Origin of the sequence: Clostridium akagii DSM 12554, assembly GCF_000686725.1 — a bacterium.
GTDB lineage: Bacteria > Bacillota > Clostridia > Clostridiales > Clostridiaceae > Clostridium_I > Clostridium_I akagii.
In genome coordinates, this window is the sequence record NZ_KK366009.1 from 64,820 (window position 1) to 89,473 (window position 24,654).

The 24,654-nt window shown below is 30.6% G+C and carries 27 protein-coding genes, 1 pseudogene and 1 riboswitch; of the genes and pseudogenes, 26 read left to right on the plus strand and 2 right to left on the minus strand.

All coding sequences use genetic code 11. The annotated features are described in order from the left end of the window. The first annotated feature begins 82 nt into the window (after window positions 1-82). The 6 genes from BR66_RS0121320 to BR66_RS0121345 all read left to right on the plus strand — a co-directional run bounded on the left by BR66_RS0121320 (window position 83) and on the right by BR66_RS0121345 (window position 5,192). Complete coding sequence (locus BR66_RS0121320; protein ID WP_026884733.1) at window positions 83-2,074, plus strand: methyl-accepting chemotaxis protein; 1,992 nt, start codon at window positions 83-85, stop codon at window positions 2,072-2,074. Window positions 2,075-2,308: 234 nt separating this feature from the next. Next, entirely contained in the window at window positions 2,309-2,617 is a 309-nt protein-coding gene (locus BR66_RS0121325; RefSeq protein WP_026884734.1) for a PTS sugar transporter subunit IIB, read from the plus strand. Window positions 2,618-2,841: 224 nt separating this feature from the next. Further along, window positions 2,842-3,441, plus strand: a complete 600-nt coding sequence (locus BR66_RS0121330) for a nitroreductase family protein (RefSeq protein WP_026884735.1) — start codon at window positions 2,842-2,844, stop codon at window positions 3,439-3,441. A gap of 215 nt (window positions 3,442-3,656) precedes the next feature. Further along, a complete protein-coding gene (locus BR66_RS0121335; RefSeq protein ID WP_026884736.1) occupies window positions 3,657-4,358 on the plus strand; it encodes an aspartate/glutamate racemase family protein in 702 nt (233 codons plus the stop codon). Between the two features lie 18 nt (window positions 4,359-4,376). Beyond that, window positions 4,377-4,814, plus strand: coding sequence for a 2-thiouracil desulfurase family protein (locus BR66_RS0121340; RefSeq protein ID WP_026884737.1), 438 nt, complete (start codon window positions 4,377-4,379; stop codon window positions 4,812-4,814). Between the two features lie 81 nt (window positions 4,815-4,895). Then, on the plus strand, window positions 4,896-5,192 hold the full coding sequence (locus BR66_RS0121345) for a hypothetical protein (RefSeq protein ID WP_026884738.1): 297 nt from the start codon (window positions 4,896-4,898) through the stop codon (window positions 5,190-5,192). 201 nt (window positions 5,193-5,393) lie between these two features. Here BR66_RS0121345 and BR66_RS0121350 read toward each other — a convergent pair whose 3' ends face one another. Next, window positions 5,394-5,606, minus strand: coding sequence for a hypothetical protein (locus BR66_RS0121350; protein WP_026884739.1), 213 nt, complete (start codon window positions 5,604-5,606; stop codon window positions 5,394-5,396). Between the two features lie 873 nt (window positions 5,607-6,479). On the opposite strand from BR66_RS0121350, the pseudogene BR66_RS24490 reads away from it, so the two are divergent. The 13 genes and pseudogenes from BR66_RS24490 to BR66_RS25920 form a co-directional block, all read left to right on the plus strand. Then, a pseudogene (locus tag BR66_RS24490) lies at window positions 6,480-8,363 on the plus strand (bifunctional metallophosphatase/5'-nucleotidase); the annotation flags it as partial. Between the two features lie 579 nt (window positions 8,364-8,942). After that, window positions 8,943-9,142, plus strand: a riboswitch (cobalamin riboswitch). Window positions 9,143-9,246: 104 nt separating this feature from the next. Further along, entirely contained in the window at window positions 9,247-10,119 is an 873-nt protein-coding gene (locus BR66_RS24500; RefSeq protein ID WP_051624342.1) for an energy-coupling factor transporter transmembrane component T, read from the plus strand. After that, window positions 10,106-11,737: an ABC transporter ATP-binding protein gene (locus tag BR66_RS0121375; protein ID WP_026884740.1), complete on the plus strand. Its 1,632-nt coding sequence runs from the start codon at window positions 10,106-10,108 to the stop codon at window positions 11,735-11,737. Before BR66_RS24500 ends, BR66_RS0121375 begins: the two co-directional genes overlap by 14 nt. After that, on the plus strand, window positions 11,734-12,435 hold the full coding sequence (locus tag BR66_RS0121380) for an ECF transporter S component (RefSeq protein ID WP_026884741.1): 702 nt from the start codon (window positions 11,734-11,736) through the stop codon (window positions 12,433-12,435). The genes BR66_RS0121375 and BR66_RS0121380 overlap by 4 nt, the downstream gene beginning before the upstream one ends. Beyond that, window positions 12,432-14,474, plus strand: a complete 2,043-nt coding sequence (locus BR66_RS0121385) for a hypothetical protein (protein WP_026884742.1) — start codon at window positions 12,432-12,434, stop codon at window positions 14,472-14,474. The genes BR66_RS0121380 and BR66_RS0121385 overlap by 4 nt, the downstream gene beginning before the upstream one ends. A 60-nt stretch (window positions 14,475-14,534) precedes the next feature. Beyond that, on the plus strand, window positions 14,535-15,254 hold the full coding sequence (locus tag BR66_RS0121390) for a DUF4430 domain-containing protein (protein ID WP_026884743.1): 720 nt from the start codon (window positions 14,535-14,537) through the stop codon (window positions 15,252-15,254). Between the two features lie 51 nt (window positions 15,255-15,305). Further along, on the plus strand, window positions 15,306-15,668 hold the full coding sequence (locus BR66_RS0121395; protein ID WP_026884744.1) for a VOC family protein: 363 nt from the start codon (window positions 15,306-15,308) through the stop codon (window positions 15,666-15,668). Window positions 15,669-15,772: 104 nt separating this feature from the next. Continuing rightward, window positions 15,773-15,949 carry a hypothetical protein gene (locus BR66_RS25915; RefSeq protein ID WP_156946348.1) on the plus strand — a complete coding sequence of 59 codons (177 nt, stop codon included), beginning with the start codon at window positions 15,773-15,775 and terminating at the stop codon, window positions 15,947-15,949. 109 nt (window positions 15,950-16,058) lie between these two features. Then, a complete protein-coding gene (locus BR66_RS0121405) occupies window positions 16,059-16,298 on the plus strand; it encodes a YdbC family protein (RefSeq protein WP_026884745.1) in 240 nt (79 codons plus the stop codon). A 216-nt stretch (window positions 16,299-16,514) separates the two neighbouring features. Beyond that, on the plus strand, window positions 16,515-17,363 hold the full coding sequence (locus BR66_RS0121410; protein ID WP_026884746.1) for a pentapeptide repeat-containing protein: 849 nt from the start codon (window positions 16,515-16,517) through the stop codon (window positions 17,361-17,363). A gap of 76 nt (window positions 17,364-17,439) precedes the next feature. Next, window positions 17,440-18,513 (plus strand): S66 family peptidase, encoded by a 1,074-nt coding sequence (locus BR66_RS0121415; RefSeq protein WP_026884747.1) that lies wholly within the window; start codon window positions 17,440-17,442, stop codon window positions 18,511-18,513. Between the two features lie 148 nt (window positions 18,514-18,661). Next, on the plus strand, window positions 18,662-19,291 hold the full coding sequence (locus tag BR66_RS0121420; RefSeq protein WP_026884748.1) for an alpha/beta hydrolase: 630 nt from the start codon (window positions 18,662-18,664) through the stop codon (window positions 19,289-19,291). Window positions 19,292-19,390: 99 nt separating this feature from the next. Then, complete coding sequence (locus tag BR66_RS25920; protein WP_156946349.1) at window positions 19,391-19,540, plus strand: hypothetical protein; 150 nt, start codon at window positions 19,391-19,393, stop codon at window positions 19,538-19,540. 95 nt (window positions 19,541-19,635) lie between these two features. Here BR66_RS25920 and BR66_RS0121430 read toward each other — a convergent pair whose 3' ends face one another. Next, entirely contained in the window at window positions 19,636-19,914 is a 279-nt protein-coding gene (locus tag BR66_RS0121430; protein WP_242841201.1) for a hypothetical protein, read from the minus strand. Window positions 19,915-20,457: 543 nt separating this feature from the next. Here BR66_RS0121430 and BR66_RS26180 point away from each other — a divergent pair. The 7 genes from BR66_RS26180 to BR66_RS0121470 all read left to right on the plus strand — a co-directional run bounded on the left by BR66_RS26180 (window position 20,458) and on the right by BR66_RS0121470 (window position 24,538). Beyond that, a complete protein-coding gene (locus tag BR66_RS26180; RefSeq protein WP_169738177.1) occupies window positions 20,458-20,598 on the plus strand; it encodes a hypothetical protein in 141 nt (46 codons plus the stop codon). Window positions 20,599-20,854: 256 nt separating this feature from the next. Further along, window positions 20,855-21,472 carry a hypothetical protein gene (locus BR66_RS0121445; RefSeq protein ID WP_026884750.1) on the plus strand — a complete coding sequence of 206 codons (618 nt, stop codon included), beginning with the start codon at window positions 20,855-20,857 and terminating at the stop codon, window positions 21,470-21,472. 89 nt (window positions 21,473-21,561) lie between these two features. Then, window positions 21,562-21,972 (plus strand): hypothetical protein, encoded by a 411-nt coding sequence (locus BR66_RS0121450; protein ID WP_026884751.1) that lies wholly within the window; start codon window positions 21,562-21,564, stop codon window positions 21,970-21,972. Between the two features lie 162 nt (window positions 21,973-22,134). Continuing rightward, window positions 22,135-22,524, plus strand: coding sequence for an ACT domain-containing protein (locus tag BR66_RS0121455; RefSeq protein ID WP_026884752.1), 390 nt, complete (start codon window positions 22,135-22,137; stop codon window positions 22,522-22,524). Window positions 22,525-22,557: 33 nt separating this feature from the next. After that, complete coding sequence (locus BR66_RS0121460; RefSeq protein WP_026884753.1) at window positions 22,558-23,169, plus strand: LysE/ArgO family amino acid transporter; 612 nt, start codon at window positions 22,558-22,560, stop codon at window positions 23,167-23,169. Window positions 23,170-23,259: 90 nt separating this feature from the next. Continuing rightward, complete coding sequence (locus BR66_RS0121465; protein WP_026884754.1) at window positions 23,260-24,099, plus strand: AraC family ligand binding domain-containing protein; 840 nt, start codon at window positions 23,260-23,262, stop codon at window positions 24,097-24,099. Then, window positions 24,092-24,538 (plus strand): DUF2000 domain-containing protein, encoded by a 447-nt coding sequence (locus BR66_RS0121470; protein WP_207641277.1) that lies wholly within the window; start codon window positions 24,092-24,094, stop codon window positions 24,536-24,538. The genes BR66_RS0121465 and BR66_RS0121470 overlap by 8 nt, the downstream gene beginning before the upstream one ends. The last annotated feature ends 116 nt before the right edge of the window (window positions 24,539-24,654 follow it).

Consider the following 24,654-nt stretch of genomic DNA (forward strand, 5'->3'; position numbering starts at 1 on the left):
AAAACAAGTAAAGTAATATTAATTTAAGTCGAAAAAGAATATATTGTGAAGTATTGTGCGGCGATAAATAGGGGGAATAATTATGAAATTAAATTTAAACAGCATTAGGGGCAAATTAATTATTAGCTTAGTGTCAATTTGTGTAATTCCATTAATTATATTAGGGGTTGGTTCATACATTCAGTCACAGTCAATTCTTAATAAAAAATTGACGGTTACAAGTACACAAACATTAACAGAAGTAAATGATGGGTTATCTTCATATTTTCAAGGATTTACTGATATGGTTTCAACCATGTCAAACAATTATAATTTCATAAATATCGATACAGGTGATGCTTCTAATTATGTGCCTGATGTATTAAAAAACATAAAAGAAAGCGATAAGGACATATTTACTACATATTATGGAACTGAAAGTGGTAAGTTTGACATATATCCTAGTCAAAAAATGCCAGATGGGTATAAAGCAACTGAAAGGGCTTGGTACAAACAGGCAATGGCTAGTAAGGGGAAATTAATAATAACTTTACCTTTTAAAGATGCTCAAAAAGGAAAAATGGTTGTGGCTTTAGCAAAAACAGTTGAAAAAGATGGAAAAATAATTGGTGTTGCAGCTGTGAACATTTCTCTAGATACACTTGTAAATAAAATTGCAACAAAAAAAATAGGAACTTCAGGATATGTATTTATAGCTGACTTAAATGGTAATGTTATAGCTCATCCTGAAAAAAGTGTTATAGGCACAAATGCAGCAGCCAAACTATCATTTTGGAATCAAGCTAAAACAGGGAATAATGGATTTGTTAATTATACATATAATGGTGCAAAAAACTTTGGAGTATATGAAACAAATAACCTTACTGGGTGGAAATTAGTAGCTACACTCTCAAGCAGTGAATTGACTAATGATACAAACTCAATACTATATGTTACATTATTAATATTGGTATTAATGGGGCTAATATCAATTTCTATGGCGTTTATATTGAGTAAAGGTATAGCACAAAATATCAAAAAGCTAAAAGAAGTATTTGCAAAAGCTTCAGATGGTGATTTAACCGTAGATATAAGTGTTTCCACAAAAGACGAATTCAAAGATCTGGCTTTATCATTTAATTTAATGATGAAAAATATTTCTAATCTTATGAAAAATGTTACAATCTCCTCAAACACTGTGTTAGATACATCAACAAGTCTTGCAAGTATGTCTGAGGAAGTAACAGCGTCTATAAGTGAGGTTGCAAGTGCAATAGAACAAGTTTCTGGAGGAGCAGTTGAACAAGCTGAGAACGCTCAAAATGGTGTTTCACAAATGAATGATCTATCTAGTAGAATAGATAAAATTACTACTAACTCTAAAGAAATGGATGCCATTTCAAGAGATACTAAAAAATTGGGATCAGAGGGGCTATCAATGATAGATACCTTAATTGAAAAATCAAATAAAACTAAAATGTCAACTAAAGAAGTTAACCACATTGTTCAAGATATGAATGAAAGCACTAAGCAAATAAATGATATTTCTGAAACATTGGCAAGTATAACAGAACAAACTAATCTTTTATCATTAAATGCAAGTATAGAATCTGCCCGTGCAGGTGAGGCTGGTAAAGGATTTGCTGTAGTTGCAGGAGAAATAAGAAAACTTGCTGAACAGTCAAAAAAATCAACAGAGGAGATTAAAGGAATTATAACAGGTATACAGATGAAATCGGACACAGCGGTAAATGCTATTAAATCTACTGAATCTGTAGTAAATGAACAAGACTTGGCAGTAGGGCAAACCAAGGATATATTTAGTGAAATATTAAAATCAATCAACTTAATGATTACAAAGGTTGATGAAGTAAAAATATCAGTTGTGGAGATAGATGCTAAAAAACAATCAACAGTATCAGAAATTCAGAATATCTCATATATATCTGAACAGACAGCATCAGCAACTGAGGAAGTTACGGCCTCAACAGAAGAAATTTCAGCTACAATGGAACAGTTCACCAAATATTCAAGTGATCTTAAAACATTAGCAGAACAATTAGGTGATGAAATAAATAAATTTAAAATTAATTAATATTTGTACTACAAAAATTTATGTTCATGTTTGTTGATTAAATAAAAACGTTATATTTAGGAATTATCGCCTAAATATAACGTTTTTATTATTTATATATGGAATATTAGGAAGTATAAGGATATAATATGATTTATCCAGACAATGAAGGAAATGATATATTATAATGGTTAGGACTTGAATATAAGTTATACCTATAAAAAATTAATAATAATTGAAAGGTGGAAATTTATTATGGTTAATATCTATTTGTTTTGTGCAGGTGGTATGTCAACAAGTATTTTGGCAACAAAAATGAAAAAAACGGCAGAATTAAAAGGAATAGAGGCTGAAATTAAAGCTTTTGCTGTATCACAGATATCTAAAAAGCTAGATAATTTAGATGTGGCATTACTAGGGCCACAGATAAGATTTAGGTTACCCGCAGCTAAAAAATTATGTGATGAAAAAGGAATTCCAGTTGCTATAATACCATCAGTAGATTATGGAATGATGAACGGTGAAAAGGTTTTAGAATTTGCATTAAAACAAATTACACATTAAAAGAGATATATTTATTATTTAAAAAAATTTCTAAATAATCATTGACTAATGAAAACTAGTATGTGATAATAAATATAGAGATAGTTACTAAATGTAATCAACTAACGAAAACAATGATAATAAATATTTACAAGTTGAAATCATTTAATTTTGTTAAATAAGAATACACAAACACCAATATGCAAATAAATAAAAAATAGTTAAATTTGAAAGGAATGATTAATATGACAAAAGATTTTTATACTGCAACAGAAGAGAGACGTTCAATTTATGGAATTAGCAAAGAGGTAGTGGTAACAGATGAGAAGATTAAAGAGGTCATTGAACATGCTGTAAAGTATACGCCATCATCATTTAATTCTCAAAGTACAAGAGTGGTTTTATTACTAGGAAAACATCACGATAAATTGTGGGATATAGCAAAAGAAGCTTTAAGGAAGATAGTTCCTGCTGATCAATTTAGCGCTACTGAAGACAAAATAAACTCATTTAAGAGTGGGTATGGTACAGTTTTATTCTTTGAGGATAGTGCTATAATTCAAGGGTTACAAGAACAATTTTCTCTTTATAAAGATAATTTTCCAGTTTGGGCTCAGCAATCAAGTGGTATGCACCAATACGCTATCTGGACTTCGTTAGAAATTGAAGGATTAGGGGCATCTTTGCAACATTATAATGAGCTTATTGAAGCTGACGTAAAAAATGAATGGAAAATACCAAATAATTGGAAATTAATTGCACAAATGCCTTTTGGAAACCCAACAGCTAAACCTGATGAAAAACAATTTTCACCATTAGAAGAACGTATTAAGATATTTAAATAATAGAAAATTTAATTAGTATAATAAAAGCTCTTGTTTTTACAGGAGCTTTTTATTATGCTAAATTTTTGGATTTCTGTGATTTGCAATAATGAAATCTGATATAATTAAATATAAGAATTTCAGAATATGCCAAAAGCGGAAACATTTCATAATGAATTAACAGAGAAATATAATGTTAATATAATATTTTGTGAATGAAGGTAGGAGGGATAAATTTGAAAATAATTGGAATGATAGGCGGAATGAGCTGGGAATCATCACTTGAGTATTACAGAATCATAAACCAAACAGCTCAATTAAAACTGGGAGGTTTTCATTCTGCAAAATGTTTAATGTATTCAGTGGATTTTGAAGAAATAGAAATATTACAGCATGAAGAAAAATGGGATAAATTAACTGATATCATGGTTGATGCTGCACAAAAACTCAAAAGAGGTGGTGCGGATTTTATTATAATATGTACAAATACTATGCATAAAATGGCAAGTGATATAGAAGATAGGGCAGAAATTAAAGTTTTGCATATAGCAGAAGTAACGGGGCAACAAGTAGTTAAAAAGGGAATGAAAAAGGTAGGATTATTGGGAACCAAATTTACTATGGAACAAGATTTTTATAAAAAGATATTAGAAGAAAAATTTAATATTGATGTAATAATTCCAGAAGAAAATGAGAGAAAAATTGTTCATGAAATTATCTATAATGAGTTATGTAAAGGTATAATAAGTGAAACTTCAAAGAAAAAATACATTAATATAATAAATAATTTAGTTCTGAATGGTGCGGAAGGTGTAGTGCTCGGATGTACAGAAATACCTATATTGATAAAACAAGAAGATGTTAATATACCAGTTTTTGATACAACCACAATACACGCTATTTCTGCCGTTGAATTTGCCTTAGATAATAAGGTTTAATAGGGGGTATTGTTTATTATGTATTTAGTAAGTGCATGTTTAGCGGGAGTAAATTGCAGGTATGATGGTAAAAATAGCGAAAACAAGGTTATATGCGAATTAGTGAAGGTAGGGAAAGCTATAGCTATTTGTCCAGAACAGTTAGCAGGGCTATCTACCCCAAGAATAAGTTGTGAAATTGTTATAGATAAAAGTGGGAATAAGCAAGTTATTAGCAAGGATGGACAAAATTTAACTGAAAGATTCACTAATGGAGCAGAAAAAACTTTAGATATAGCCAAGATTATTGGTATAAAAAAAGCGATATTAAAATCTAAAAGCCCGTCTTGTGGAAATGAGTTTATATACGATGGAACATTTTCAGGAAAACTAATAAAAGGTACTGGTTTAACAGCAGAAATACTAATGGAAAATGGGATTAAAGTCTACTCAGAAAATGATTTAGATAAAATATAAATATATTTATTTATATTATTCAAAAAAAGAAGGATATCATCGTTTACATATAGAATTATATGTTTAAAGGTGGTTGATAATATGGAAAATTATTTTGAGTTAAGAGAAGAAGTTATAAAAGAGATTGAGGACGAACAAAATGAAAAGTATAAAAGTATTGAAGATCAATTGCTTGCTTGGGATAAAGAAATTATCAAAAATGAAATTAGCGAAAAGCTAGCAATAAGTACAAAAACTTATTATGATCCCAAATTTACAAAATCACAGATTGAATTAGAAAAAGAAAAGCTTTTTGATGCACAAGCAGCAATATATACTAAGCTTGAGGCAATAATAAAGATAAAAAAAGCATACAAAATAAGCGACGATAATTCATAACAAGGTTTTGTCTACCTAGGTTCAGAATAAATATGTTTGTCTGGAGTATCAATTGTTTTAGTAGCTATAAGATAATTTTTCACGTATTTTAAATGTATAAAATATAATCACCTACTAACAATTAAAATACAGATTTAAAATAATAGTTTATTTAGAAAGAACTCGTAATGAGTTCTTTTTTTTGTACAAATCAAGGTTAGTTTATTTCTTTTTGGTATGTTTTTTCGCTTTGCTTAATTTATTATCATTATTTTCTTCTAGTTGCAGTGCGGTAAAAACTTCATTATAAATTTTCAAATATTGATTAGCTAAATCTGTTGGAGAAGTCTCTGATAAATTTTGTGATTTTAATTTAATAATTGCTAGTTCGTGGGCTTTAGCTTTGATAGAATAAGAAATTATAGTACCATCCATGATAAGCATCTCCTTTTAATAAATTCTAATAATCTCTATATGGTTTATACCAAGCCTTAATTTACAATATTATACAATCAAGTATACCACTAATAGTGAAAAGAAACTATAGTATTTGATTACAATATTTAACATTAAATTAATGCCAATTTAACGAAATTAATTGTATAATATGATATCCTTTAAATGGTAAAAATAAAAGGGGGGATTATATTGTTTAAATTAGTTGAATCTAAAAAGCGACTACTAACAATTTTAGTAGCGCTAATAGTAATGTCCAATTTATTTAATGTTTCTACTGCAAATGCATCGGTAACTTCATTAGCTACCACCTCTATAAATATAGCAGATGCAAGAAAGCTAACTTCAGGGAATGTTACTATTACTGGAATTGTAACAACAGTTAGTGGGGATAATTTATTTATTCAAGACAATACTGCGGGGATTTGTGTTTTTAATTCTAAGGCAAAATCTGCAGTAAAAAAAGGAGATCAAATTCAAGTTACTGGGCCTCTATCAGTTTATAACAGTCTCTTAGAAATCACACCACAGGATGCTAGTAATATCACTACTTTGAGTTCAGGAAATGTTGTAACTCCTAAAGTTGTAAAGATAGCAGACATCAACTCAAATTTACAAAGCCAATTGGTTGAATTAGATAACCTAGTATTAACCACTTACGATCCAACGGCTGATTCCACACTAACTGATTCCACTGGTAATATTGATATTTATAAAGTACCATCATTAAGTGGAATTTCTGCAGGGGATAAAGTAAATGTAATAGCTACAGTTTCACAATATCAGGCAAAATATGAACTTACTGTAGATAAGGCATCTAATGTAACAAAGATTAGCGGCGGAAGTGTGCCAACACCTTCTTCTGCAACTATTTCAGTACTAGCAACTTCAGATATACATGGACATGTGCTTAACTATGATTATGCTTCAAATGCTGCACCATCATCTTCTGTAGGACTCGCAAAGGTATCAACTTATGTTAATAGTGTAAGAGCAAAAAATTCCAATGTTATGCTTATTGATGATGGTGATACTATTCAAGGAACACCACTTTCCTATTATTTTGATAAGATAGATACAACTTCTGAGTACCCATTGATGAAAGCTATGGGAGCAATGAAGTATGATACATGGACCCTTGGAAACCATGAATTCAACTATGGATTACCAACTCTTAATAGAGTTATAAATGATGCAAATAAAGAAGGAATTAACGTATTATCAGCCAATACCTATAATAGTGATAATACAAACTTTGTTAAACCATATTATATTAAGAACTTTATTGTAAATGGAAAAACAATTAAAGTAGGAATACTGGGACTTACAACAAAGTGTATACCAGATTGGGAAGATCCTACACACTATGCAGGTCTTCATTTTAATGATTTAGTAGATGAAGCTAAATTATGGGTACCAAAGGTAAGAGCTGCTGGAGCTGATATAGTTATTGTAGCGGCGCATAGTGGGGAAGAAAGTGCATCTGATGTTATACCTGAAAATCAAGTAAAAGCAATTGCTACTAGTGTAAATGGTATAGATGCTATAGTAGCAGGTCATGTTCATAATACGGTAAATGATTTAACCTTAAAAGATCCAGCTGGTAAAGTCGTACCAGTAGTTGAACCTAATAAATGGGGGGCCTATGTTTCACAAATTGATATAAGCCTAGATGCCAATGGAACTTTTACTGGATTGAACACAAAGAATGTACAAATGGATAATACTATTACTGAAGATCCTACAATAGTTCAATTAATTCAGCCATATCAGGCTAAGACTTTAACCTATACACAAACTAAACTTGGAACCTCCACTGGTGAATTTGAAGGAGATGGACAAACAGTAAAGCCTACTCCTATAATGGAATTAATAAATAAGGTACAACAAAATGCTGCAGGAACACAGCTTTCTATAGCAGCACCATTAAGTTCAGCAGCCTATATTCCAAAGGGTGACGTAACTATAAAGGATATAATGTCCGTATATGTTTATGAAAATTATCTTTATGGAGTAAAGATGACTGGTAAGCAACTTACGGATTGGATGGAATTCTCAGTAAGATATTACCAGCAAGTAAAAAATTCCAGTGATCCAATTGCTAAGGATTCGGCATTAAATGTTCCAGACTACAATTTAGACCAATTATATGGAGCAACCTATGATGTGGATTTAACACAACCAGGGTGTTCATTAGATCCAAACACAGGAAGGGTTGCTACTGATAACAGGATAAAGAATCTCAAGGTAAATGGAAAATTAGTTAGGGATACCGATACATTTACCGTTGCAATTAATGACTATAGATATAATGGCGGCGGGGGTTTTATGAAGGCTGCAGGACTAAGTAATACTGATCCAAGTATTGTGACCTATAGCTCAACTAAGGCAATGGGCGATGATGGACAAGTGAGAAGCCTAATGATGAGCTATATTACAAATAATAAGACAATAACTCCAGCTTGCTCAAATAATTGGGAGCTTTCCACTACGGCAGTAACTCAGCAGATAGATAATACAAGTACCACAGTAACATCACCAGTAGTAACACCAATAGTAACACCTGTAAAGGCAGTGACAACTCCAGCTGTACAAGCAGCAGTGAAAAATTTGCCACAAACAGGCTCAGCATTAGATTTTGGTGTGCTTATGGATGTGGGTGCGTTAAGTATTTCATTAGGGATAGCACTTTTAGTTACAATGAAATACAGAAAAAAGATGAAAAAAGTAGCATAGATAAAAAAACTGTTCTAAATCATTTATATATTGATTTAGAACAGTTTTTATTATCAATTTTATAAAAACTTGTTATTAGTGTATAACCTAATAATAAACATATCACACTGCACATATTTGAAGATACAGAAACAACCAAATACATATTTGTAATAAATGATAGCCAGTTTATATTAAAATAAGTTATAAGTAAACATAAAACAAAGTATGCTGTAGGTATTCCCAAAAATATTAGTTTGAATAAATTTATTTTCCATATTCCAGGCTTCGTAATTTCGTGAAAAAAACTTAATGAACCAACTAAAAAACCCAATATTATAAATATAACAATATATAAAATATGGTATGGTAAAATATTGTAAGTGATTTGGGATTTCTCATATAAATTATTCAATAAATTATTAGTTAATATAATATAAAATAGTAGTATTAAGGTGTGAATAAAATTTTCTATCCAGTTTCTATTTTTCATAAATTTATACTCCTTATATTAATAGGTTTATGGATGATTATTAATGCCATAATATTACAATAACAAAAAATAAGCAATAATTATATTGACATTGTGTTAACATAAATTATAATTGAAGATAGTAGAGTATTTTTAAATTTTAAAATCAAATATGAAAACATATAAGGGAATGCGGTTTAAATCCGCAGCAGCCCCCGCTACTGTGAGTACAGATGAAGGGCACATTATCACTGGAAAATTTTTTCTGGGAAGAGTGCCATTAAGATGAAGTACAAGTCAGGATATCTTTTATGTTTTCGTGATTTATCCACCTTCGGAGGGAAGGCATGGGATTATATTATGTGGGATTTTTTGTGGTCCGCATAAATAAACTTTGCCAGACAGACGTCTGGCATATTTTTTTGGAGGAAAATGCGAAAAAAACTTGATAACATCCATGTATTTTCAACACTTGTACTTAATTTTGTGTTACTTATTTTGGTGATATGTTCAGACAATCCACTAATAGTAGGTGGAATATTTATACCTATTATGTGTATTTTGGTGGTAGCCAGTAAACTTTCATCACTAAAAAGAAGCATTTTATTGTTTGTTCCTTTTGCAATTTTAACAATCATTATTAACTTGATTTTTGTAACCCAAGGCAAAACAATAATATTTATTTTATTTAATAGAGCATTTACGCTTGAAGCATTTATATACGCATTATCTCTTTCCTTTAAGCTACTACTGGTAATTTTAATTTTTATGTTACTTGGGGTTATGATAGATTCGGATAAGGCAGTTTCATTTTTTTCTAGTGTTATGCCAAAAACTACAGTAACAATGATGATTTCATTAAAAATGTTTCCACAAATGAAAAAAAGGATGACTTCATTAAGGGAAATTTACAGTATAAGGGGTGTAGATTTTAAGGCGAAAGGTCTGAAAAATAAAATAAAAACCTATGTTCCACTTTTGTCAGTAATTCTTGAAGACTCACTAGAGAGCGCTTTTGATATTGGAGAATCGTCCTTCGTACGAGGGTTTTTAAGTTCAAAGAGAACAGTATATGACAGGAAGAAATTTATTAATAACGATTATATCATTCTTTTTTCATCAATGATTTTACTTGGGGCATTTATCATAATTAAAGCTTTAGGAAAAGATAATTTTAATGTTTATGATGATATTAATCTAAGCAAAATAATCAATAAAGGATCCATCACAATTTTTATTTTAACATTTGTATTAGCAGGTGAACTGCTATGTATTCTAAAGGAGAAAAAATATGTCATACATTAAGCTTGAAAATTTAGATTATTATTATCCTAGAGAAAAAATGAAGACATTAAATAATATCAATTTTGCTGTTGATCAAGGAGATATTGTACTTATAACAGGAAAATCTGGTTCGGGCAAGTCTACTCTTGCAAAATGTATAACAGGTGCAGTTCCTGATTTTTATGGGGGTACTGTGGGTGGAAATGTTTATATAAAAGGGGAAAACATAAGAAATATTAGCCAAAAAGAAAGAGCAAAGGAAATAACTATGGTGTTTCAAGATCCTGAACGGCAGCTTACCATGAATAGAGTTCATAGGGAAATAGCATTTGGACTTGAGAACGTTGGTACACCTGAGGAAAAAATAAAAAGAAGAGTTTTTGAATCACTTCAATTTACCAATATTTCACATATTGCATATAGGGACATAGTCTCCCTCTCAGGTGGCGAAAAACAAAAAGTAGCAATTACTGCTGCACTTAGTTATATGCCCAATTGCATTATTTTAGATGAACCTACCTCACAGCTTGATCCATCAGCTGCGGATGAAGTGTGTGCAATTATAAAAAAGATAAATATAGAACTTGGCATAACAATTATAGTAATTGAACAAAGGGTTGATAGATGGTTTGATTTGGCTGATGAAATTTCAGTTATGGAGGATGGGAATATAATTTTTTATGGTGAAAAGGAATCTTATTATAAAAGTTTAGATAAAAGGCTTTTAGATTTTATGCCAACATATCTTAAGTTTGCGAAATTATTAAAAATGGAACAAATACCTGGAGATTTGAAACAAATGAGAAATAGTATAAAAAAATTAAAATTCAAAAGTCCAATAGATGAAGTTAAAAATAGTGGTAACATAATTATTGATATAAAACACCTTTTTTGTACTTATGAAGATTACGAGGCAGTTAAGGATTTAAATGTTTCCATAAAAAAAGGCGATTTTATTGGAATTCTTGGTGCCAATGGCGCTGGCAAAAGTACTTTTATGAAAGCAATAATGGGCATTAAAAAATATAGTGGTAGCATTAAAGTTTTAGGGAGAGAAGTGGCTAAGTTGAAACTAAGGGATATGGCTGGAACTATAGGCTATGTGTCACAAAATCCTAATGATTATCTAACAAAAGAGACAGTATACGAAGAAATAAAATTCACGCTGGATAACTTTAATATTAAAGATTACACCCTAATTGATGAAATACTAAAATCTTTTGATATATATGATGTAAAAGACAAGAATCCAAGAGATTTAAGTGGTGGGCAAAGACAAAGAGTTGCCATTGCTTCGATTATGGTGGTAAAACCAAAAATATTAATGTTAGATGAACCAACTAGAGGACTAGATATAAAAATAAAAGAAAACCTGGGCAAAGTGCTTAAGAAGATAAATAATCAGGGGACGACAGTGCTGTTAATAACCCATGACACAGACTTTGCAGGCGAGTTTTGTAGTGAATTTATGCTTATGTTTAGTGGTGAAAAAGTAGCTATAGGAAGTCGTGAAGAGGTCCTTGGGAATGGAATTTTTTATACTACAACCATAAACAAATTAATTAGAAGCCGTGAGAAAAATATTTTCACATTAAAACAAGCACAGGAATTGTACGTAGAAAATGAGGAAACAAAATGAAGAAGATAATTATAGCATTCACCATATTAATTTTTGTTATACTTGGGTTTTTAACATTTAAGTTAAAGGGAGATTTTTCCTGGATTATTACCCTAGGAGTTATGATTATATTAGTTTTAAGTTATATATACTTTGAACAAAGTTCTCTTGGCAATAAGGAGATTGCACTGATTGCTACATTAAGTACCTTTGGTGCAATTGGAAGAGTTGTATTTGTACCTTTTCCCAATATAAAACCAACAACTTTTATTGTAGCTATTTCAGGGCTTGTATTTGGACCTTATGAAGGATTTTTAATTGGAAGCACAACAGCTTTTGTTTCAAATATATTTTTAGGCCAGGGACCTTGGACTCCCTGGCAGATGTTTGCTTGGGGTATGGTTGGCTTCATTTCTGGAATTATTGGAAAAAAGAAAAGTCATATTTCTGGGGAAATTTTTGCATTCATTTGCTTTTTTTATGGATTCTTGTTTGATTGGATTATGGATTTGTGGTATGTGGTAGGCTTTATAAAACCACTTACTTTAAAAAGCATTATTTTCGCATATCTTACAGGAATAACTTTTGATTTAGCACATGCAGCAAGCAGTTTTGTATTCTGCATAATATTTTTTGATGTATTTTATAGGGTGATGGACAGATTTAAAAGAAGACTTGAAATTACATATATAAAGAAATACGAGGAGGAGAAAAATTGAAAAAAATCGGAAGGATTATACTTATATTATTAATGGCAATAACACTTTCTTTTAGCAATTTGGTAGCAGTAGCAAAGGCTGACACTAAGGGAAATTGTCTTGTTAGAATAGAAGGACTTAGTGGAACAATAGTTAAAGGTTACGGAACAGGAAACACGGCAGAAGAAGTTGCAATTGATGTTCTTAAGCAAAATAAAATTCAGTATTCAGGAGATAAAAGTTATTTATCAGAAATTGATAATATAAAATCAGGTAGTATTCAGCACGGCTATGATGGATGGATGAATTATGTAAAACATGCAGATGGAAAAACAGTGGATGCACCTTATCCATATACGCCAGTTTCAGGTGATGAAATAGTATTTTATTATGGGAATAAGGATATGAACACTGCTTTTTTAAATTCATTAAAGTTTAGTCCTGAAGTGGTACAACCTGGTACCTCTTTTACAATGACATTTAGCTGGAAGCATGATTCCTATGATGATAATTGGAATCCAATACCAACAAATTCACCAATTGTTGGAGCTCAGGTTACTATTGATAATGAAAATTATGTTACTAATAGTAATGGGGGCATACAGGTAAAAGGTCTTAAATATGGCAGTCACACTTATAAGATAAGTGGATATAACAAAGATCAACCGCCCACAGTGGTAATGGATGAAGGTACATTCAATATTGATGGTAAAAATGCGCCAGGATTTAGTTATAAAGATTCAAGTTATAGTAATACTATAGATAATAATGGAATTTTAGCTGATGTAGACAAGGAAATTTCATCTACAGCTAATGCTTTGTCACAAATTTCTGACCCATGGATTGCTGTTGATATGAAAAAATTAGGGCTAAATTCAAATAAGCAATTTGCACTGGACTTTGCAAATACCATAAATGACAGTGGAGTTAAAAATATAAGCAACACGGAACTTGAAAAAGAAATTATATCACTTACTTCAATAGGATATACACCATATGATTTTATGGGACAAGATCTGGTGCAGGAGCTTTATAACAGAGATATAAATGATTTTCAGATTAATGATTTAATATTTGCTTTAAGCGCATATAACTATGGAAATATTTCTAGTAGCAAGTATAAGATCACAAAAGATGACCTTAAAAATACTATAATAAACAAGAAAATACCTACAGGGGGATGGACATTTACTGGGAATTTAGCAGACCCTGATATAACAGGAATGGCACTTTATGCCTTAGCACCTTATTATAATAGTGATAATAAGGTGAAGGCTTCAATAGATAGTGCAGTTAACTACCTAACAAACGCCGAAGACATTAGTGGATATATTTCGTCAAACAATGGTAAAACTAGTGAAACTCTTTCAATGGTAATACTCGGGCTTACATCAATTGGTATAGATCCAGGGCAAGGCGATTTTCTTAAAACTAATGGAAATTTAGTAAAGGCACTACTATCCTTTAAAGGAGTAAACGGGAATTATAAACATACTTTAGATGATCCCCTAGGTACGGATTTATCAACAGAAGAAGCATTAAGGGCACTTATCGCACTTAAAAGTTTTAATGATATTGGTAGTTATAATTTTTATTCTAGTAATATAGATGCAAGTAAACTTTCTGTTTACGATTATGCTAAGCAGGATACTTCTGGAAATCATGAGGAGCCAGCTAAGCAAGGAGGTCAGCCTAGTTTAGTAGCAGTAGTGCCGGGTAAAGAGGTAGCATCTATTGATCGGAGTACTACCCAAACAGGAAAGACTACAATGCAACCAGTACAAACTGCATTATTACAAAATTCTCAGATTCAAGATAAGAAAACAACGCTTTCGGGGGAAGCAGTATCTTTATCAAATCCTAGTAAGTCATCAAGCACTAAGGAGTCAAGTCCACAGAAAAATGAAGAAAAACTAGTGAAAAATTCATCAAAAACATTAGCTACTAAAGGGGGATTTATCGATTCGGAAATTGTCATTTGTTTATTGCTTATAGTAATAGCTTTAGTTTCAGTAGGTGTAGTAGTCTTAAGAGGAAAAAGAAAAGCAGTAGTAAAATAAAAAACTGAAATCTTGGAACCTAGTTGGTTTGTTTCTATAAAAAGAGAAGGTGCATAGAAATTGAAAAGAAAGACTGTATTAATAATACTTGTTATATTTATCTGCTGCATATTAGGAATACTGGTAAATCATATTCAGCAAAAGATAACATCACAGCAAATTGAAACTGCGGCAGGTAAAAATGTGGCGTCATCAAAAAATTTGACTAGTACTAAAAAAAATGGATCAGGAACAAATTCTAACAAAATACAAGTGAGTAATTCCTCTTCCGATAACAATACTATAGTAGGAGAAAATAAATCTAAAGTGGAGGATAATCCTTCAGCTAATACATCTAAAAATACTACTGATTCAAAGGTAGCTTCTTCAAGCGCTACAGCTGGAAATAGCAAAAATGACTCTAAAAATATAGCATCAGTAGATGAAAAATCACAAGTTAATAGTTCAGTGAATAATACCGAGCAACCTAATTTCAGTATCATTGATCATGAAGATAGTAGTAAAAATTACAGCTCTCATGAAAACTTAGAGGGAATGTCCGTTGCAGACATAACGATAAGTGCATTAAAAAGACAGGACATATATATTCAGTATACAAATAGCATTACGGGGATTTATGTATCAGATATAAACCATGAACATGAGAAAAGTAAAGGTCCAAGTAGCGGATGGGTGTATTATGTTAATGGCAAAAAAGCAAGCGTTGGAGCATCTAGTTATAAGCTGAATTCAGGAGATAAGTTGGAGTGGCAATTTTGGGCGGACGCGATTAACAACTAAAATACAAGTGACAAGCTAAGCTAGTTGAAGGAATTTTTGGAGGCGGAGTTTATGAAATTGAATTTAAGGATAAGATCATTATATATATGTGTGAAAGATATGGAGAGAGCTATTGAGTTTTATGAAAAACTGTTAGGTCAAAAGGTTACTGAAGCAGACGCAATATACAGTGTTTTTGATATCGATGGGTTCAGATACGGATTGTTTGCTAATGAAAAAGTTAATGAAGAAGTTAGATGGGGAGATAATTGTATTCCAAGTTTTGAGGTTAATGATATTAATTTAGTACAAGAAAAGCTGAAACAATTAAATTGTAAAATTGTTTTTCCGCTAACTATTATAGGTAAAAATAAGGTTTTAGAGTTTACCGACAGTGAAGGAAATGATATCGAAATTACTTGTAGCGTAGATTGAAAAGCAAATAAATAAAACAAATATGGGTATTTTTTAATAGTTAATTGTCTAAAATCAAATTAGACTTCTTTTTTGTGTATAATAATAGTATACAAAGGTTACTGATGAGGGAGTTAAATACGAAAGTTGGAACTCTAGATGATCCTAGAAAAATTGCCAGAGATGTTTCAAATACAGGACATTGGGGAAATGGGGATTATGAAATACAAATAAGTAACGATGAAGATATTGAGTATATATTTAGTTTGATGAAGCAGCTATATAAAATGAAAAGTATATGATGATGATAAGTGACAAGTTATAAGTTTGAGGTAACAGTATAGTTAACTTGAATTTAATCCTTGAACAGGTTAAAATATACCATAGGATCACATATGAGGAGAGATAAAAATGGCAGAGTTTAAATTTGATATTAAAAAAACTATAGGCACTATATCAGAAAATGCAAAAGGATGGAAAAGAGAAGTCAATGTAATGACTTGGAATAATAAAAAGGCTAAGATAGATATTCGTGAGTGGGATGAAAACCATGAGAAAATGGGCAAGGGAATAACTTTAAACAAAGAAGAATTAATAAAATTAAAAGAGGTTTTAAATCAAGTTGATATTGACGAATTAGAAATAGATTAATTACTAAAGATATAAAAAAAGAAGCCCTACATTTAGTCTTAGCTGACCTAGTGTAGGGCTTTGTCATGCTATTTTGTAAGAAATTAACCTATGCTTACTAATATTATTATGCAATTAACCACAATACAACTTGAAAATATAGAATTTATTTGTAATAAATGATATAATAGTTAAAGTATTTAGTAAAAAGATGAGAATAGTGTGAGGTAAATAAATATGAATACATATGAAGAAAAAGGGAATAAAGAATTGAGGGGTGACTGCAAAAAATGTTTTGGTCTATGCTGCATAGCATTGTACTTTTCAGCTTCAGAAGGTTTCCCAACCAATAAAGAGGCCGGTAAGCCGTGCATAAATTTGCAATCAGATTTTAACTGCTCTGTTCACAAAAATCTTAGGAATAAGGGACTTAAGGGTTGTACTGCTTATGACTGCTTTGGTGCTGGTCAAAAGATAGCTCAGGTAACTTATGTTGAACGTGATTGGCAACAACACCCAAAATATGCAAATGAAATGTTTCAGGCATTCCTGATTATGAGGCAACTTCACGAAATGTTATGGTATCTTACTCAAGCATTTGTGCTGCAAACCGACCAGAGTATACAAGAGGAGATAAATTCATTGATGGAAGATACTGAACGGCTTACAATTGTTGACGCTTACTCTCTATTAGCACTGGATGTGGAAAAACATAGGATTAGAGTTAATATGATTCTTAAAAATACAAGTGAACTGGTGAGAAGTAAAAGCCGTAGATATAAGAATAGTTCTTCAAAAAAGGGGAAGGTCAAATCTGGAAAATTAGATTATTTTGGTAAGGACCTGAGAAAAACTAATCTTATAGGTGCAGACCTAAGGGGTGCATATCTTATTGCGGCGAACCTTAGAGGAGTAGATTTGAGTAATGCTGATCTCATTGGAGCTGATTTGCGAGATGCAGATATTTGTGGAGCTAATCTCACAAATAGCATCTTTGTTACACAAGCCCAGCTCAACACTGCCAAGGGCGATTCTTATACAAAGATACCCAATATGCTGATTCGCCCAGCATATTGGGCAAAGTAATTAATAGATTGATGGATAAAAAAACATGAATTGATGCAAATAGTCATATGAATAATTGATATATGGAGTGATGTTTATGAAAAAGCCAAAATCATTAGTAAAAGGGGATAAAGTTGCAATTGTAAGTATGTCCAGTGGTATGCTTGGTGAAGATTTTGCAAAACATGAATTAGATTTGGGACTAAAGAGAATAAATGAGTTTGGATTAGTACCAGTTGTAATGCCAAATGCATTAAAAGGAATAGAGTATTTAAAAAATCATCCAGAAGCTAGAGCACAGGATTTAAAAGATGCTTTTTATGATATGTCCATAAAAGGCATTATATGTGCAATTGGGGGGGATGATACATATAGAACATTACCCTATTTATTAGATGATAGTGATTTTGTTAGTGCTGCTAAAAATAATCCTAAATTATTTACAGGTTTTTCAGATACAACAATTAATCATTTGATGTTCTATAAACTGGGAATGGGAACTTTTTATGGGCCTACCTTTGTTTGCGATTTAGCTGAACTTAATAAAGAAATGTTGCCATATACGAGAAAAACATTTTTGAAATACTTTGAGCATCATAATGAAGATTGTATAGAATCAAGTAATGTGTGGTATGAGGATCGTACAGATTTTTCTATAGATGCAATTGGCACAAGCAGAGTAGAGCATTTAGAGGAAAAAGGATATGAAGTTCTACAAGGGAAAGGGAAATTTAATGGAAGACTTTTGGGTGGGTGCCTTGAAAGCTTTTATGATATATTAACTAGTATACGATATTGCGATGAAAAACATATATGTGACAAGTATGGATTATTCCCCACGTTAAATGAATGGAAAGATAAAATATTGTTTATTGAAACTTGTGAAGAAAAACCAAAACCAGAAATATTGGAAAAGGAATTAATTGCTTTAAAAGATACAGGTATATTTGATGTCATTAGTGGAATAATCGTTGGAAAGCCACAGGGCGAGAAATATTATGAGGAATACAAAAAAATTTATTATAAAATTATTGAAAATAAAGATTTACCAATATTATATAATGTGAATTTTGGACATGCAGAACCAAGATGTATCATTCCATATGGAATTGAGGCAGAGGTTGATTTAGACAAAAAGGTAATTATGCTAAAGGAATCTATGTTTGCATAATTATATTATATGAGCATATATTTTACAATCATAGCATAAACATTTCAAAAGATACTGGATTAGTAATCTTGCTTTTTATTGGAATAGGAATTTTATTAGCAGCAATGAAACCACATTTGAGAGTCTTACCAATATAAATCGTGAATCAGTGTCTTTTCCTACAAGTAATGGAGTAGAATTATCAGGCTATATTTATACTGGCACAAATACAATAAACCCGAAAGCTGTTATCGTATTTGTTCATGGGTTTGGTGGCACTCATCAATGGGGACAATATTTAAGGGAGTTTGAATATCTCATTGACAATGCTTATTTGGTTTTCTCTTATGATAATACAGGATGTGGAATTAGCCAAGGGATCAATATAGTAGGCTTGAGTCAGTCAATTGTTGATTTAGACCATGCTCTTACATTTATTGAACATAAACAGAAACTGAGGATTCTTCTATATGGGCATAGCTGGGGAGGATTTACTGTAGTATCATCTATACTGAATATAAATCATAATGTTGTCGCAGTAGTTGAGAGTTCTGGGTTTAATTCTGGCAAAGAGATGGTGCTTGAGCGAGGCAAAGGAATGGTTGGTAATTTAATCTACGTATTATCACCGTTTATTTCTTTAAATGAGCTGATAAGGTTTGGAAAATATTCTAACTATACAGCTATTAATGGTATCAATCGGTCTATAATACCTGTTCTCATTATGCATAGTGAAGATGATAAAGATGTGCCATATAAGTTATCTATTGTAAATAAGGCTTCTAAAATCACAAATTAATTCGTAAAAGTACATATTTTCAAACATAAAAATCATAATTTGTCATTATCAGAGCATGCACTGTCCTGCAGAGCATCAAAACAGAATGTATTGAATAAGATGAAGAGTGATTATGGCGAGAATATTTCTAAAAAACAAATTGATAACTATTATGCCACCTATGATTACTCTGTTTCAGAAGAATTGGACAAGAACGTTTTGGATGAGATCGTAGCATTTTTTAATGAGGCACTTAAAAGCAATAACTAATTTTTATCATAGCCGAACTTGAGGAACAACCTCGTTATTTATGCGTTTTCCTTTGAAAGTAATATTTTAATCCAATCCATCCTACAAATTTGATTTTATCTTATTACATATATAAAAATTGAAAACCCCAAATAAAGTATCGTAGCACATAAACTAAGTTTACCAACTTCTTTATTTTTCTTCCAATACTGAATGGTTTGAATTAACATTAACACACCAACCAATGGGTAAAATATATTGGTCGCACTTTTCCAAACACCTAAAATCTGCATACATACCAATATTATTATGCTTATAGAACAAATACTGTTAATTACAGACAGCACTTTCTCATCTGTTTGTTTTTGACTCCATCTACCTCTCACTTTGCTCATTGTACCTCCTATATATTCTAATTTATGGCTACAATTTAATACGATTATTTAATACCATATATTCTTATTATACATAATTTACATAAATATCGCCTGTCTTGTCTTAAAATCCATAACCATAGTATAACTATGGTGTATGTTACTGTGAACTATCCAAAAGCCGATCGTATCTATATTATAACATATTTTCATAAAAACAGCATATATCAACACTTATTTAAAACAGAGCCTAATAGAAAAAGGAATATCCAAGTTTTGTAACAGATAATATTTTTTGTCTTTAGGCATACTAAATACAAAATTTTGCGCCATGGATGGAGTGAATGAGAATACAGCAGAAGGATGCATTGATTGCTATGATAAAAATAAAAATTTTACTAAAGGGTAGGCATTTGCAAAGAACAAGCAATAATAAATATTAATTAACAATAAGTATTGACTACTATGTATTATAGTGTTATATTTAATACATAGAAAGTACATAGACATTAATTAATAAATATTAGATCAAATAAAAATATTGTATTTGAGGAGGAATTAATAATGGAAGATAAAAAAACTAATAATGTAAAAGGTAATTTTGTTAAAAATGAAGAAATATATGTAGGCAAAGATGATGAGGAAGTATTGAACTGTGACGGTGAACCTTGCAATTTTGTAATCAAAACTGTAGATAAAGATTAATTTGAATTTCACTATTGTAAGACCATATTAAGATTAGTATGGCCTTTTTACTTTTTTTGATATAACTATAATTAAAATTATGTTACTAATCTTTAGTGCTTGTTCTGCTCAAAAGGTTACGAATATTACCTGAAGTAAATCCCATAGGGCATACGGTGCACCAGCTTCTAGGTTTGAAAATTATATTGAAATTTTGTATAATTGAATAAAGATATAAAGATATAAAGATATAAAGATAAGCAATAGGAGGCAAATTATGCATAAAAAAGATGCTGAATCATGGAAAATAACAGTATCCAGTGATTTATCATTAAATTTTGCTATTTATACTGGGTGTATATATGGATTAATAGATGACGGTAGCTTAAGTGGTGAGAATAAGCTTTGGCCACCTAAAACATGGAGTAACAAGTTGTTTGAGTCTTCAATAATTATATTAAAAGAACAATGGAGCCAGTGGTTTAATAATATTATAAGGGATAGGGGAGAAAAAGTTATTTCAAAACAAAGATTTGATTTGAAAAATGATATGTTTAATCCACCTGATTTTTCGGGATTCTCATTTTTGGAGCTAAAAGATTGTTGCAAAAATGCTTGGAAACCCTTTATAGAATGGTGGTATATGGTTGGTGGGGGTAATAATGCCCTTTCACATTTTGAGACATTTGGAAATGAAAAATTATATGAATATATTAATGATTATGAAAACACTGTGCAACGAAAAGTGAAACCATTTAATTTATACATAGATACGGTATACGCAGGTGTTAACGAAATTATCGAAGTAAATAGCGAATATATGATTATAGTTCCTGTTAAGCCTTTAAATTTTAATAAAGAGTGGTGGATGAAAAGGTTAGCACTGATAGGCTAAATAGAAAAATTTGTTTCTTTGTAAAATAATTCATAAAGAAAAATGCCTTTATTTCGAGTATATAATTATAGAGAGTGAGGTGTTTTACATTGGAAGATTTCTTAGTAGACGAAATAGTTGATAATCGGTATAGTTACACAGAAAAAGGTGTCTGTTATATTCCTATTGATACAATTTATAATGATGAAAACAAGTGTATTTTATTTTTAACATTTGCCAATGAAAAGATTGAACTTATAAAATTATTTTCAGATGAGAATATAGAAATAATGAATTCAATAAAATATAAAATCGAAAACATAATATCATTTGATGAAATATATTCATTGATAGAATGGAAATTTAAGCTTTCAAAATCTAAGATTGAAGACAGTGAAGTAGATAAAGGATATTTTGAAAGTTTAGAAAATAATATTAAAAATAAAAATTTAGATATAGTATCTTTAATAAATTGTGTGAAGGAAATTGGTTCAAAGGAAAGTTATGATTCTTACATGTGAAATTAGAAATTATAATATGATTGGTTCTTGTACTAAAAGGATGGAGCTGAAAGGCTCTATTTTTATTTATAAAATAGATTTATAAATGCAAAATAAAATATTAGGGCATCTTTTACTTGATATTTTATTTCAGATGCCTTTAAGGAAAAGGAGTGAAGTTGTATGTTAGAAAAAACATTAACATTAAAATTACTAAAAGAAAAATATGGAGTATGTAGATTAAGTGCTGAAGAATCAATTCCCAAATGGGGAAAAAATAGTCCTTTTTATTCTATAACAAAAACAGTAGATGAACTATCAATTGTATGCTATGAAGATTGTATTCCGAGGGATATCAAATGTGAAAAAGATTGGAGAGTTCTAAAGGTTCAAGGAACATTAGATTTTTCATTAATTGGGATTATCTCTTCAATTAGCACAATCCTAGCACATGAGAAAATCAGTATATTTGCAATTTCTACCTTTGATACAGATTATATACTTGTGAAAGATAAGGATATCGATAATGCAGCAAATGCACTATCAAATGAAGGATATGAAATTATTAATTAAATTTCAATGGAAATTATAGATGGGAGTAAAAACATGTTTAAATATATATTACAGGGTTTAATATTTGGAATTGCATATGTTGCACCTATAGGAACGCAAAATTTATATCTAATAAATACCGCAATGGGAGAAAGTAAATTCAAAACATATCAAGTTGCATTTATAACTATTTTTTTTGACATTTCCCTGGCCATTTCATGTTTTTTCGGAATAGGATTTTTGGTTGATAAATTTTCTATATTAAAAGGCATAATACTTTTATTTGGTAGTGTCGTTGTAGTTTATATAGGAATTGGACTAATTCGTTCAAACTCACAATCATCAGATTCTGAAATGGCAGACAATTCTTTAATTAAAACTATTATTTCTTGCTTTGCGGTGACTTGGCTAAATCCTCAAGCTATAATTGATGGATCTTTGTTATTAGGAGGACTACGCACTTCTCTGCCTTCTGAAATGGCAATATATTTTATACTGGGAGTATGTTTGGCATCATTTTTATGGTTTAATGTTTTGGCAACTTTTGTTTCGATGTTTCAAAACAAATTCAATAGAATAATAAAATGGATAAATATAATTTGTGGCATAATATTAATATTTTATGGTTTTAAATTAGGATATTCTTTTATTCAATTAATAAAATGAGTAAATATTGCTATATAAGCAACATCATACAATATGCATTAAATTATTAATGGTATCTTTAAAGCAGATAGTTTTGAAGGAGGTTAGCAGATGAAAAATGAAACTCGAACTGTTTGTTTTGATACAGATTTAAATATAGAAGCTTATAGCTTTAAAGGTATTAAGCAAAAGTTTCCAAACCATTTTCATGAATATTATGTAATTGGATTTATTGAGAGTGGTCAGAGACATTTATGTTGCAAAAATAAAGAATATACTATTGAAACCGGTGATTTAATTTTGTTTAATCCTCATGATGCTCATACATGCAGACAAATTGATGGCAGAACACTTGATTACCGATGCATTAATATTCAACCTGAAGTAATGAGAAAAATTGCACTTGAAATAACTGGGGAAGATTATCTGCCTTATTTTATGGAAACTGTTCTGTTTCGCAACGATTTAGTCCATTCTTTGAGAGAATTACATATCATGGTGATGCAAGAGGAAAAAGATTTTAAAAAAGAGGAAATATTTTTGCTGATAATTGAACAACTGATATCTGAATATGATCATGTTTTTGAGGCAAAATCACAGCAACAATCTAATTCAGAAATCAAGTCTGTATGTGATTTTTTTGAAAGTAGCTACATGAAAAATATCACATTAAATGAGTTAAGTACTTTAACTGGGCTAAGCAAATATTATTTGGTACGCTCTTTTACTAAACAAAAAGGAATATCACCATACAGCTATCTTGAAACAATTAGAATTGGTAAGGCAAAAAAATTTTTAGAACAGGGAATAATGCCAATAGATGTGGCACTACGAACAGGTTTTACAGATCAGAGCCATTTTACAAATTTCTTTAAAAAATTAATTGGACTAACTCCAAAACAATACATGAATATTTTTATAGGTGAATGTAGGAGGAAAGAAAATGACTGACAAAAGAATACCGCTGATAATAGAACAAGGTTTAAAATGCGTTATAGTAATAGATGAAGATCTTCCATTAGGAATAATTGCAAATACAGCTGCAATATTAGGAATTACCTTAGGAAAGCATATCCCAGAAATAGTGGGTGATGATGCTACTGATGCTTCTGGTGAAAAACACCTAGGGATCACTAAAATACCTGTACCAATATTAAAAGGAGACAAGGAAATACTTAGACAACTTAGAAAAAGATTATACACTTCTGATTTTGATGATATTATTGTGGTGGACTTTTCTGATATTGCCCAAGGGTGCAATATTTATGACGAATATATAGAGAAAGTATCAACTATATTGGAAGTAGAACACACTTATTTGGGTATTGCTATCTGTGGTAATAAGAAAAAGGTAAACAAGCTAACAGGGAGTATGCCATTGTTAAGGTGAGGAGTAGATTAAAATATTACATAAATATTGCGTTAGGGTACGAAGGAAATGCACTAAATCTGCATTTCCTTCGTATTTTTTTATGTTACATTATAGCTAAATATGGTATAATATTG

Bases quoted from the DNA above. Each gene is read 5' to 3' on its own strand.
- BR66_RS0121340 (WP_026884737.1), top strand. From the start codon at position 4,377: ATGTATTTAGTAAGTGCATGTTTAGCGGGAGTAAATTGCAGGTATGAT.
- BR66_RS0121410 (WP_026884746.1), top strand. From the start codon at position 16,515: ATGAATACATATGAAGAAAAAGGGAATAAAGAATTGAGGGGTGACTGC.
- BR66_RS0121380 (WP_026884741.1), top strand. From the start codon at position 11,734: ATGAAGAAGATAATTATAGCATTCACCATATTAATTTTTGTTATACTT.
- BR66_RS25920 (WP_156946349.1), top strand. From the start codon at position 19,391: ATGAAGAGTGATTATGGCGAGAATATTTCTAAAAAACAAATTGATAAC.
- BR66_RS26180 (WP_169738177.1), top strand. From the start codon at position 20,458: ATGGAAGATAAAAAAACTAATAATGTAAAAGGTAATTTTGTTAAAAAT.
- BR66_RS0121430 (WP_242841201.1), bottom strand. From the start codon at position 19,914: ATGAGCAAAGTGAGAGGTAGATGGAGTCAAAAACAAACAGATGAGAAA.
- BR66_RS0121350 (WP_026884739.1), bottom strand. From the start codon at position 5,606: ATGGATGGTACTATAATTTCTTATTCTATCAAAGCTAAAGCCCACGAA.
- BR66_RS0121405 (WP_026884745.1), top strand. From the start codon at position 16,059: ATGGCAGAGTTTAAATTTGATATTAAAAAAACTATAGGCACTATATCA.
- BR66_RS0121320 (WP_026884733.1), top strand. From the start codon at position 83: ATGAAATTAAATTTAAACAGCATTAGGGGCAAATTAATTATTAGCTTA.
- BR66_RS24500 (WP_051624342.1), top strand. From the start codon at position 9,247: ATGCGAAAAAAACTTGATAACATCCATGTATTTTCAACACTTGTACTT.
- BR66_RS0121470 (WP_207641277.1), top strand. From the start codon at position 24,092: ATGACTGACAAAAGAATACCGCTGATAATAGAACAAGGTTTAAAATGC.
- BR66_RS0121465 (WP_026884754.1), top strand. From the start codon at position 23,260: ATGAAAAATGAAACTCGAACTGTTTGTTTTGATACAGATTTAAATATA.
- BR66_RS0121345 (WP_026884738.1), top strand. From the start codon at position 4,896: ATGGAAAATTATTTTGAGTTAAGAGAAGAAGTTATAAAAGAGATTGAG.
- BR66_RS0121455 (WP_026884752.1), top strand. From the start codon at position 22,135: ATGTTAGAAAAAACATTAACATTAAAATTACTAAAAGAAAAATATGGA.
- BR66_RS0121395 (WP_026884744.1), top strand. From the start codon at position 15,306: ATGAAATTGAATTTAAGGATAAGATCATTATATATATGTGTGAAAGAT.
- BR66_RS0121375 (WP_026884740.1), top strand. From the start codon at position 10,106: ATGTCATACATTAAGCTTGAAAATTTAGATTATTATTATCCTAGAGAA.
- BR66_RS0121325 (WP_026884734.1), top strand. From the start codon at position 2,309: ATGGTTAATATCTATTTGTTTTGTGCAGGTGGTATGTCAACAAGTATT.
- BR66_RS0121445 (WP_026884750.1), top strand. From the start codon at position 20,855: ATGCATAAAAAAGATGCTGAATCATGGAAAATAACAGTATCCAGTGAT.
- BR66_RS25915 (WP_156946348.1), top strand. From the start codon at position 15,773: ATGAGGGAGTTAAATACGAAAGTTGGAACTCTAGATGATCCTAGAAAA.
- BR66_RS0121460 (WP_026884753.1), top strand. From the start codon at position 22,558: ATGTTTAAATATATATTACAGGGTTTAATATTTGGAATTGCATATGTT.
- BR66_RS0121330 (WP_026884735.1), top strand. From the start codon at position 2,842: ATGACAAAAGATTTTTATACTGCAACAGAAGAGAGACGTTCAATTTAT.
- BR66_RS0121415 (WP_026884747.1), top strand. From the start codon at position 17,440: ATGAAAAAGCCAAAATCATTAGTAAAAGGGGATAAAGTTGCAATTGTA.